General features: G+C 45.0%; 4 protein-coding genes and 1 pseudogene. All 5 read right to left on the reverse strand.

Annotation, left to right across the window (positions count from 1 at the left end; genetic code table 11):
* Positions 1–12: 12 nt before the first annotated feature.
* The gene (locus BHV72_RS14705) at positions 13–1,968 is read right to left on the reverse strand and encodes an ABC-F family ATP-binding cassette domain-containing protein (protein ID WP_286856383.1); all 1,956 of its coding nucleotides are present in this window, start codon (positions 1,966–1,968) and stop codon (positions 13–15) included.
* 142 nt (positions 1,969–2,110) lie between these two features.
* Positions 2,111–3,008, reverse strand: a pseudogene (locus tag BHV72_RS14710) (nucleotidyltransferase family protein).
* 89 nt (positions 3,009–3,097) lie between these two features.
* A complete protein-coding gene (tamL, locus tag BHV72_RS14715) occupies positions 3,098–5,440 on the reverse strand; it encodes a translocation and assembly module lipoprotein TamL (RefSeq protein ID WP_055170172.1) in 2,343 nt (780 codons plus the stop codon).
* A 2-nt stretch (positions 5,441–5,442) separates the two neighbouring features.
* Positions 5,443–9,954 carry a translocation/assembly module TamB domain-containing protein gene (locus BHV72_RS14720; protein ID WP_182316932.1) on the reverse strand — a complete coding sequence of 1,504 codons (4,512 nt, stop codon included), beginning with the start codon at positions 9,952–9,954 and terminating at the stop codon, positions 5,443–5,445.
* Positions 9,955–10,116: 162 nt separating this feature from the next.
* Positions 10,117–12,408 carry an ATP-binding response regulator gene (locus tag BHV72_RS14725; protein WP_005679080.1) on the reverse strand — a complete coding sequence of 764 codons (2,292 nt, stop codon included), beginning with the start codon at positions 12,406–12,408 and terminating at the stop codon, positions 10,117–10,119.
* Between the last annotated feature and the right edge of the window lie 10 nt (positions 12,409–12,418).

The raw sequence follows: 12,418 nt of genomic DNA on the forward strand, positions 1-12,418 counted from the left end.
CATAATAATTTATCATTTTTTCGCGTCTTCCAGCTCCAACGAGACACGTTCCCATTCTTCTACGATAGCATCCAACTGCTGTTTCAATTTCTGATGCCGCTCATAGAGTTGCATATCAGAGGCTCCTTCGGGAGTTGCCATTTGTGCTTCAACAATAGATATTGCCGCTTCCGTCTCTTCTATCGAAGCCTCACAATCAGCCACTTGGCGTTCGAGTTTCTTCAGTTTTTTATTCAACTCCTTCTGTGCCTCATAAGAGAGTTTATTCTCCGAAGGTTGTACCGGCTCTTGCTCACTTCCCTTGGCAGAAGCCGTAGGCGAAGAAGATAAAGATGCTCCTTTCTGAAGTTCATTCAGGTTCTCTATCTTTTTCTTTTGAAGGAACTCATAGATACCGCTGAGATGTTCTTTTACATGCCCGCCACCAAACTCATATACTTTAGTCGCAAGTCCGTCCAGAAAATCACGGTCGTGACTGACAAGTATCACAGTACCGTCAAACTCACGGATCGCCTCTTTCAACACATCCTTCGAGCGCATATCCAAATGGTTGGTCGGTTCATCGAGAATCAGGAAGTTTACAGGCTCAAGCAAAAGCTTAATCATCGCCAGACGGGTACGTTCTCCACCGGAAAGTACTTTCACTTTCTTATCCGAGGCTTCACCGCCAAACATGAAGGCTCCCAATATATCCCGTATTTTCAAACGTATATCCCCCGTTGCCACACGGTCAATCGTATCAAATACCGTCAGATTTTCGTCCAACATTTGTGCCTGATTCTGGGCAAAATATCCGATTTGCACATTATGCCCGATTGTCAACTTACCGTCGAAGTCAATCTCACCCATGATACATTTTACCAAGGTAGACTTACCTTCACCGTTCTTGCCGACAAAAGCGATCTTCTCTCCCCGATTGATAGTCAGATTGACGTCGTGGAAAACGACATGGTCTCCATACGCTTTGCGTACATCCTCACAAATCACCGGATAATTACCGCTGCGGCTGGCAGGAGGAAATTTCAAACGTAATGCCGAATTATCTTCCTCATCCACTTCGATACGGTCAATCTTTTCCAATTGCTTGATACGGCTTTGTACTTGTACTGCCTTCGTTGCTTTATAACGGAAGCGTTCGATAAAGTCTTCCGTATCCTGTATTTGTTTTTGTTGATTTTCGTAAGCACGGAGTTGTTGTTCGCGACGTTCTTTGCGGAGAACGACAAACTCATCATACTTCACCTTATAGTCATAAATCTGCCCGCAAGTAATCTCAATCGTACGGGTAGTTACATTATTAAGAAAGGCACGGTCGTGACTGACCAGTACAACGGCATTGGCACGGGTCGCCAGAAAGTTCTCCAACCACTGAATACTTTCAATATCAAGATGATTGGTCGGCTCATCGAGCAGAAGTACGTCCGGACGGCGAAGCAGCAACTTCGCAAGTTCGATACGCATACGCCAACCACCGGAAAATTCCGAAGTAGGGCGTTCGAAGTCCTCACGGCTGAAGCCCAATCCTAGAAGCGTCCGTTCTATTTCCGCCTGATAGTTTGTACCGCCCATCATCAGGAAGCGATCATTCTCATGCGTAAAACGGTCTATTAACTGGTGATATTCTTCCGATTCATAGTCTGTCCGTTCTGCCAGTTCCCGGTTCATCCGCTCCAGTCTCGCCTGAAGTTCAAAAATATGTTCGAATGCCAGTTCCGCCTCTCCCATCACCGTCCGGTTATCGGCGAGAATCATCACCTGCGGCAAATATCCGATCGTGACATCTTTCGGAGTAGCCACTACTCCATGTGTCGGTGATTGCAAACCTGCCAATATTTTCAACATTGTTGATTTACCTGCACCATTCTTGCCGACCAGTGCAATACGGTCTTTTTTATTTATAACATAGCTGACGTCTTCAAAAAGCGGCGTCGCATTAAATTCTACTGATAATCCTTCTACTGAAATCACTTCTGTCTCTGATTTATACGATTTTGAACTGCAAAGATAATGAATATTTATTGGATACAGAGTAGTATGGCACGTTATGAAAAACAAAAAAAGCAGCCACTCATCAGAATGACTGCTTTCTATTTTAACCAATAGTACTTCTTTAGAACAACTTGGCAGGATATTCACCGGCATCAACCAATGCCTGAATCTTGTCTACTACACTTTGACGGTCTTCCGGATAAGTAACGCCGAACCATTTGCTGGCAGTATCCAGCACTTCAACAGTAGCCGTTCCGTCATTAATCAATTTATCTACCATCAATGGAATAAAGAATTCGCTCTTCAAGTTTTCCATGTTTTTCGGGTCGTTCAGGAAAGTCTTGAAGAATTCCTGACTGTAAGCGAAGTAATCAGGAGTGAAGCCCCAGAAGTTCATACTTACCGGAGTAGTATCGGGAGTTGCAGTCCATTCGCCGTTATCATCGATATATTTCACTTCACCATCCAGACGTTGGATCTTAGTACGTTCCACTACTGAAGTCAGCAGACCTTTATCATCTGTACTACAAATACCACGAGATACCGTACCGCTTTCACTCAGCGTATTTCCTACGCGGAAACCTACCATTGAATAAACATTGAAGTGCAGAAAGGAATTTACCCATTACTTGGAAGGAATCACGACCATAAAAGTCGTCACAGTTAATTACAGCGAACGGCTCTTTAATCACATCAGCACCCATCATTACTGCATGGTTGGTACCCCAAGGTTTTGTACGGTCTGCCGGACAAGTGAAGCCTTCAGGAAGTGCATCCAAAGCTTGGAAAACCAGTTCACAAGGAATGTGACCTTCGTATTTAGAAATAATCTTATCACGGAAATCCTGTTCAAAGTCTTTGCGGATTACAAATACAAGTTTACCAAATCCGGCATTGATAGCATCATAGATAGAATAGTCCATGATCGTTTCACCATTAGGACCCAGTCCGTCCAATTGTTTCAAGCCTCCATAGCGGCTGCCCATACCGGCTGCCAATAAGAATAAAGTTGGTTTCATAAATTGTGTAATATTAAAAGGTTAGTGAAACTTTCTTTCTTTTGTCTTATGTGATGTCCTTTCTTTTGTCTTGAGACAAAGAAAGAACGTTAGAACGGATACCCGATAGCGAAATGTATTCCCAGATTTTTGAAGAAGGCACCGGTAACATTATAATATCCGCTTCGTTCCGTATCATAGGGCAGATGCAAAGGAATACCGAAGTCAAGACGGAACACAAGAATATCCATGTCGTAACGGACGCCTACGCCTGTCCCCAAAGCTATTTGTTTCGGGAAAGTTTTCAGACGAAGTTGCGAATCAGGACGTGCCTCGTCCTTGCGCAGCAGCCAGACGTTACCCGCATCCAGGAAAGTAGCTCCCCAAATGCTCTTGAAGATACGGAAACGATATTCTACGTTCGCTTCGAAACGGAACGTACCTGTCTGGTCGAGATAAGAATACTTGCTGTCTTTCGGGTGATAGCCACCGGGACCAATACTACGCACCGTAAAAGCACGGATACTGTTGGCACCACCAACGTAGAATTGTTCACTATATGGGGCAATCGTAGCATTACCGTATGCAAAAAGAGCGCCTAACGCTACACGGGAAGCTATTTTATTATTTTTGTCTATGTTCCACAAATGGCGGAACTCGGTATTAAATTTCATAAACTGCGAGAACGGAGCCCCCAAAAGTTTTTTCCCTTCCTCATTATAAGGTTTGCCGAAAGCACGATAAATAGTGGCAGTCACATTTCCGGCAGAAGTCACGGTAGATTGCCACCAGATAGGATTCTTCACTCTCCGCACAGAGGCATTATCATATGTATAAGTGTACTCCATAGCCGGGATGAACTGGTTGTCTAAGCTGACATATAGTGCCGGATTGTCGGCTGCAATCTCCATAAACTCTTTCGACTGGTGTTGCAAGACGTTGAATGTCAGTTTGAAAGGTGTGATACTATGACGACTGGTACGCGTCGGCTGGAAATCGTAGGTTGCGTTTCCGCCGAAAGATAACAGTTTATAATATCTTGCCCGGTTCAACTGATCGATATACAAACGGAAAGTAGTCGTAGCGGGAAAGTCAAATTCCCTTTTCCCCCAACGCGGGAAAACCACTCTAGGGAAAGTCAGAGAAGTAGATATTCCCATTTCCCAACTGTTCATCAACGAACTTTTCTCTCCGCCACCGGTCTGCCATTCATAAGAGCCTTTCAGTTTCACGTTCCAACTTTCTCCACCACCAAATACATTATTCCGTGTAACTCCGAACGAAGCACCCGGACCGGTCTGGTCGTTACTTTTAGTTACTACGTTCAATTCCAGTTCAGCGTCCAACGGTTTGGCAAAAGTAGCCTGCATCGTGATGTCCAACGTATCACAAACAGCTGTTGTATCTTTGGGGGCATATTGGATATCCATATAACTAAATATTCCCAACTGGCTGAGTTTCTCCTGTATCTGTTCCTGCCGATACTGGCTGTAAAGCCGGGTACGGTTGGAAGCACGCATCTGTGCGTTCCGTACAAACTGTTGATAATTCAGCCAACGATAAAGCATATTGGGACGAACCTGCAATTTATTGTAATAGTGGATATTCAAGTTCTTATACATCATACTGTCATTCGGCGCTTCTCCGTTCTTTCCGAACAGATAGACAGACGCATCACCCACGTAATAAGGACGCTGTGCCGCAGCCGGCAATCCCGGCACAGGAATCAGGCGAAGGCTGATATGCCCTCCGGGTACCAAAGTCGTATCCGCCTGGTAAGTCATATAGTCGGGACGGAAATAAAAATATCCGAGGTTACGCAACAATGTACTGATACGGGAGCGTTCTTCGTCCAAATCAACCACGTTGAACTGCTCACCCGGACTTATATAAGACATCCGGCGTCCGCGCTCCATAATCCGCAGAGTCTGGGGAGTGAACCGTTGATAGTAAACCGTATCAATGAAATAAGGGTTCTTCATATCCACCGTATAGATAATGCCCGCCTTCAGACTGTCTTTCTTATCAACAACCGTTTCATAAGCTACCTTCCCATTGAAATAGCCATAATCACGAAGCAAATTAGTAGTTACCTTCACACGTACCTCCGGGTTGACCGTAGAAATAAATACGGGAGGATTGGCCGCAAAACGGTTGAACATCCATTTACCGAATCCCTTCTTATATTTCACGAAGTCATTGTACATCCACATTTTAAAAGGGATAGGAAGGATACCGCCAAACATCTTTGTACTAGGTGTCTTATCGAGTGCAGCATCAATTTCCGTCAGCGCCGTCTCTCCTACCGGTGTTGTCGATTTATTCAATATGACAGTCTTGCTTCCGGTGTAAAGCACCTCCCCTTCGGGAAGATGTTTCGTCACCGAACAAGCCGACAGTAACACTACACTTATCAGACAAACAGCCAATATATTTATATGTATCTCTTTCATACTTACTTCTTTTTCTTAAAGATGAACAGTTCACTAAGTTTGTCCAGCTTCTTGCGAAGCACAATACCGACTCCGGTTTCCGTAATCTCACCTTCGAGCACACTCTCGTAGTTCTTGTCATAGAACAGGCGGATATACCGGGTTCCGGTTCTATCCAGACGATATTCCAGAGAAATATTGTCGATGAAGGATTCGGCGTCATTCGTCGCATTCTCACCTTGAGAAACCTTGCCACCGATTACAATCTGGAAACGATTGTTAAACAAGCGTTGTGAATAACGGAAACTGTAATCCGTACGTTTACTTCCCGTCTCTGAATCGTCGTGGTCTTCGACACCGACAGAGAGACTCGCATTCTTCAAGTTACCCATCAAGGAGTTTATCTGACTACTCAATACAGAAGTCAGAGCAGATCCCATATTCAGCTTGCCGAGTCCGCCGCCACCCCCACCAATCGGTCCGGTGCCGAGATAAGTTTTCATCACCATGATATACAATGCCTGTTTACCTCGTTCTTCCGCCCCCATAGCGGTCAACTCGTTTTGTACGGTCGCATCTTCGGGAGCCGCAACATCGAATGCAAACGAAAGATTATCCAAGCGGTTCTTGACTACAACGGAAACATCGAAATTAACCATACGACTTCCACCATTCTCTCCTTCGGAAACTGACGCACGGATACGGTCAGTCGCCTTAAAGTTCAACATCGGGTCCATCGGATTTCCCGTCCATTCCACGTAACTACCGTTATCAATGGCAAATTCCTTTGCTGCAATCACCGGCAAAGCATATTTCATCAAGCCGCCACTCAACGTATAACGTCCGGTCAGAGTCAGGTCGCCTTGCGGAGTGTATTTCATGGAAAGGTCACCCCCGCCTTCCAGTTCGATACGGTTATCATTACTTGCATCCAGGTCAACTTTCACTCGGACGGACGGATCGATATGTACCATCATTACCATGTCCAATCCGCCTAAAGAGACAGTCGGCACTTCCTGCCGGACAACAGTTGTAGTATCGCTAAATGAAGTAAATGTTACCAAACTTCCCAAACGGTCCTGCACTGTCAATGGTGAATCGGTCAAGACATACGAAACATCGGTGTTCCCCAGCAGACTCACGTTCCCACGCATATTCAGCCCGTCCAAAGGCCCTTTCACCGTCGCCCGGAAATCAGCAAATACTTTGCCGTAAACCAGACTTTCACGGGTACGCTTAGCATCCAGTAACGTATAATTTTGTGCCAGCATATTCAGGTTCGCCATTGGACGGCTCATATCACGGAAATCAACATAGCCATCAATAGTAAACGGATTCTTCGATGTTGTGTAAATAGCAAATTTATCAAATTCCAACCGATTGTTCTTTATTTGCACAGGACGATTGTCAAACATGAAACGCGCACCATATTGACGGGAAAGGACAGCAACACTATCCAATACAAGTTCGCCGTTTATCAAAGGTTGTTCAGTACTGCCCGTTATATTCAGATTACCATCCATATCACCGGACAAAGTGACCATCTGGTCAGGAATAAACACATTCGCCACCCGCAGCGGAAAATGCTCCAATGTTGTATTCACTTCCAAACTATCTTTGCCTGTGCGGGTAGGAACCAGTTTCCCATCTGCCACCAGCACTTCTGCCTGATCGTGATTCAGATAAGCATTCAGATATTGTTTTCCCTGTTCGCCCGGCAACCACGTAGCCCCTAATGCAACGTCACCGATACGCTGACGTTCATAAGTCAGTTCATCAACAGACGCCTCAGCCGAGAGTTGCAAATCCTTTTCTGTCTGTATGTAATGAGCTTCCAACGAGAACAATCCGGTTATTTCGGGGAAGTAAGGCAACACACTCGTTATCTCTTGCAGACGGATTCTACGTATTTCAACATCTATATTCTGCAGAGACACCGTATCGCCCGGTACGGAATGTACCCTGAATCCCATTCCTTCTTCATCCCACATATCCACGTTCGCGTATACACGCATATTTTTATGCAGGTAAATCCAGTTATGATTCTCGTTGAAATGAAATCTTTGGAAGGCAACAATCGGATTCTCCGGAATCAGTGTGAAAGCGATTCCGTTCCCCTTACCATGTCCTTCGAACAGAGGGCGGGCATTTACCCCCAGCAATACGCCTGTTTCTCCTTTGCCGTTTTTGTAGTCTACCAGCAATTCCGCATCGCGGTCGCGAATCTCTCCGGTCAAAGTAGTAGCAAAAGAGAATTGCGGATTCTTCGGTCCGTTTATTACACCGGCACGTAGTTTCATTAAAGTAGTATCCTGTTTGACAGTGAAGAAGATTGTATCCAGTTGCAATGTGTCCATCTTCAATGCATGCACCGCAGCTTTTCCATTGATTCCCCAATCGGGAGCCGTACCGAACTTCATGGAAACATCATGGTAGGATATGTTTTTAGTAGCCAGAAAATAAGCTAACGGATTCTCTTTTCCTGCGGAGAAAGATAAAATAGCTGTCGGCAACGCTTCACGCAGTTCGGCGTGGTTCAAGGCTTTTTCATCAATCTGCTTCATCAGGACATCCATGAAGTGTGTAGACTGACTTATCAAAGGATTAACACCGGAACGTGCACTCAAGTTGAGTTTCATATCACCGGATGTTAGATGTGTGAACACCCTGTTTTGACGAGCTTCGGCAGAAAGATTAAAGGCGAGCGGGCGCTTCATCGGTTGAGGCATCAACCCCAGTTCGTGTAAGTCGAGCTGAGTGACGTCAACCGTCACTTTTCCATCTGGATAACGATGTGCCAGATTGTATTCTGCATCTGTTGTCATCTTCAACAGCGCATTGTCACTTGTCAGATTAGCCGTCACCAATGCACCTTTCAAAGCTCCAGTCAAATGAACATTGGAAAGCTGGTAACGTGCATAATGTAGTTGATCTAATGAAAGATTCAGTTTGGCTAAAGCACGATAAGACATGACGTCCAGCCCACGGCCTTTGGCATCTGCCGAAAGAGAAAGTTCGTAGATAGAGTCTTTCGGAAGGAAATTATGGAGTTGTAGATTGTCAATCTTCAAGTCGGCTGCATAAGCCTCGGTTGAGGTATTAAGTTCTGCATTCACCCCCATAGAGCCTTGCCCCTGTTTCAAGTGAAGATTAGCCTTATATTCAGGTCCTTTCAGCTCGACACGGGCCTTCAGATTCATGCTATCTGGGATTACGATAGTACCGTTGGGGGCTTCTCCCGTTAAAGCAGTCAGGAAGTTTAGATTCTGAGTAATCATATCCAGACCGATAGTCCCCGAACGCGTCAGGCTGTCAGCCAAGTTTTCAAGAATACCGCCTCCTTTCATGGAAAAAGCTCCCGGGAGATCGACTGTGAAACGAGAAATCTGCATTTGTTTCAGATTTCCGTCCGTACCGGCACGAACCACAAGCGGACGGAAGGGATACGCCTCTTTGAAACTATCCGGCAAACCGCCGGCAAATAACATAACATCCTCTTTACCGATATAAGCATTGAGACCGGCGGACAAACGTCCTGTAGTGGGAATATTGACAAGTTCCCAATATGTCTGGGCGGATAAATCTATTTCGGAATGAGGGGTTTGCAGTTTTATGCCGGGAATACGAATAATCGAGTCGTTAGAAAATGCCCTACCCGTCAATGAAGTGATACTCAATCCGGAACGTTCATTCATCGAAAGCTCACGGATTACAGCATTCATATCCCTACCTTTATATAATAAGGAATCCAAACCGATACGGATATCACGAACGGCAATATGAGACGCATCGAAACCTTCTCCGGGTTTGGCTGCTCCGGTATCATAATTGGCAGAACTTCCGGATAACAGGAATTGTTTCAGTTCATAAAACTGATTCTTCAGATCAGCTTGTGCATCATTGATAAATGCTTCTCCGATATGAGCAGCCATTCGCATCGAGTCAGCAGGAAGTTGCATACTGAACGACACATTCTTCAACTTCAGTTTATGAAGATCCACTTTCCAGTTTACAGGAGCAGAAGCTGTTGTGTCTTTAGGCGTAGTCGTAGTATCGTTCATCAACATTTGTACGTGAGTGTCCGATAATTCCGTCTGGTTGATAACGGCCAGCTCATTAGAAAGATCAACTCCATGACTTTGTAAAAAGAAACGTCCCAGTACCCCCTTTATCTTCATGCCTTCTATTAGATTAGCCGAATTGAACGCTACCTGACTTAATGTTACTTCATCTACCTCTACCTTTCCCTTGACGAGCGGCCATGCCTGTACACGCACGTTCAGACTTTCCAAAGACAACAGCGTATCCGGTTGCTGGATCACTTCCACGCCACGAACCAACAGATTGAGCGGAAAACGAAGGTCGATTCGTTCCACCTGAATCTGCATACCGGTTGCTTTGGAAGCGTATGCTGTCACCTCCCGACGCAAAAGATTCTGAACGGGAGGTATATAAAGTAATATCATTAGTATTACAAAAAGCAATACAGGAGTGAGCAATATCCAACTCACCCTTCTTATCCATTTTCGTTTCATGTAAAATGTGCCAGTGTATTAAAAGGTGACACAAAGTAAACAATTAATTCTGAAAAAAGGTTGACGTTAGGAGCAAAATGTTCAATCACAAAAGAAATACAAGCATTATGGTTTTCTTTCTTCACCTTCTTTACCGGAGCTCTTGTCACTACTTCAAGCTACTTATACCTTACGAGCTTCTTCCAGAACCTTCTGAATCTCCAGAAGTACACAAGCCGTTTTTTCACCTATCTCCTCTGAAAAACATTGCCCACGTTGTGTTTCCAGCCAGTTCAATAAAGGCACAGCTTCCATTGCCCCGATTAAAGTGAAAAGCGGAAGTAGTTTGTGAGCCATAGCCGCTATTCCGTCCACCTCCTTGCCTGCCAATGCTTGTTGCATCCGATCGGCATTCTTTCCGGTTTCTTCGATAAAGGTCTGAATAATGGAATGTGCGGCATCAGCATCGTCTTCAGAAAAGGCTGTTAATGCAGAAAAGTTCAAGGAACTTACAGTCTGCATATCCTCAGTAATGTGTGCTTCGTCAGCGGCAAGCTGTCCTTCGTTGACTGTGAGCAATAGTTCTTTCACCGTAAAAGGTTTGTGCAGGCAACCGGCAAAACCGTGTTCTTGTAAAGCATCTATATCCATTTCACTGCGGGCAGTTACGGCAATCACAGGAATTGTCTTTGCCTGCGGAATATTGGAAGCGCGCAAGAGTTTTACCAAATCAAAGCCATTAATAGCAGGCATTTGTATATCAGTCAGCAATACATCGAAAACAGAGGTACGGAGCTGTTCTATCAACTCCTCCAGTTGCTCACAACAAACGGCGTCAATTCCATGTTGCTTTAACATGGCTGCCGTCAAGCTTAATTGAATTTTATCATCATCAATCAACAGTACACGTATCACTTTCATCGGGGGAAGCGTGACAGGGTCTTCTGCCGAAATTGTTTTTTCTTCCAATGCCCTTTCGGACACAGATTTTCCCACCGGATAAAGAGGGAGAATGACTGTGAAGCAACTTCCCTCCCCCAGCTTACTTTGCACATCAATCGTACCTTCAAGCAAAACAACCAACTTCTTCACAATAGACAATCCCAAGCCGAAGCCTTCTTCTCCTTGTGCACCGGATAAACGGGTAAATTCCTGAAAAATCCGTTCGCGGTCTTCCGTAGCCATACCTTTTCCGGTATCCGAAATCGCTATCGTCAGCTTGGAAGAATCATATTTAGCCGTTAATGCAATCTCGCCTTTCGGAGTAAACTTCACTGCGTTGGACAAAAGATTATTCACTATCTGCCGGAGCCGTAAAGGGTCGCTGATGTATCTCCCATTTAATTCCTGAGCGACATGGCATTGCAAGGTTAATCCTTTGGCGGCTGTCAATGGTTCGAAGCTAACATGGATTTCTTCGAATAACTGCGAAGGATTGAAGGTGACGCGGTTCACTTCCGCTTTATTAAGGTCGAGCCGATGAAAGTCGAGCAAGTCGCTGACCAATTTCAAAAGATGTTCCGAAGAACTTTTCATATTGTCAAGATAGAAGCGCTGCCGTTCGTCCTCCGTCAGTCGGGAAAGTAATTCGGTATATCCCATAATAGAGCCTAACGGTGCTTTAAAGTCGTGAGTAATGGCGAGCATCAGCTTTTCACGGGCAATAAGCAGGTCTTCCGCCCGTTTATTAGCTTCTTCCAATTGCCGGCGGTAACGATTGCTGCGGGATATGTCACGCACTATCAAAATCAGGAAAAAGACAGAGAGCAGCACTGCTCCGATAGCTATTCCACCAATGGTGCGTGCTGAACGCATTCTTACCTCCTGTTGCATTTCTGCATCCTGGCGGGCACGCAAGGTCATTTCCTCCTCGTATTGTTTTATCAGGCTATCCATTCTTGCTGTCAACTGCGAATTCATACGCTGATATTTTGTACTAGTCCGCCGGATTGTTTTTCGCCGCTGCAACCGTTTTTCCTCTGTAGCCATACGAATCTTTTGCTGAAGGGAATCTTTAGAAGTGGTCGGTTCCAGAATAGTATCCGTAGCAACCTCCATGGAGGTATTAACAAGCACGGCACTGTCTTGTTTAGTTGGGACAAACACTTCTGCCAATCTCTTAAAGAAACCTTTCTTCTTAGGCGTAGTCAGTAAAGAATCCCGTTTAGTGATAACTCGGTGTTGTACCCGTTGCTGAGTAATGACAGAATCTTGTTCGGAAATTATTTCTTCAATCTCCGAAGCGGAAAGTAAGCTGTCATTCGCTTCGCTCAATACCCGGAGCATCTGTATCGTATTCCGGTCTTTCTCGTGCAGCAGAGTCAACAGGCTGTCTGTCCGCAGATTCTCCTGGTCATCGGCAGCCGACAATGTCTCCATTTCGCGATGTACAAATACCAGAGAAAAAAGAAGAATTGCAAGTAATAACGTATAACCGATTGTTACTTTCAACTTTGTGGAACGATAGGAAGCCATACGGTAAAGT

Source organism: Bacteroides sp. 43_46 (genome assembly GCF_001915455.1).
GTDB classification, from domain to species: Bacteria; Bacteroidota; Bacteroidia; order Bacteroidales; family Bacteroidaceae; genus Bacteroides; species Bacteroides caccae.

Bases quoted from the DNA above. Each gene is read 5' to 3' on its own strand.
- tamL (WP_055170172.1), bottom strand. From the start codon at position 5,440: ATGAAAGAGATACATATAAATATATTGGCTGTTTGTCTGATAAGTGTA.
- BHV72_RS14720 (WP_182316932.1), bottom strand. From the start codon at position 9,954: ATGAAACGAAAATGGATAAGAAGGGTGAGTTGGATATTGCTCACTCCT.
- BHV72_RS14725 (WP_005679080.1), bottom strand. From the start codon at position 12,408: ATGGCTTCCTATCGTTCCACAAAGTTGAAAGTAACAATCGGTTATACG.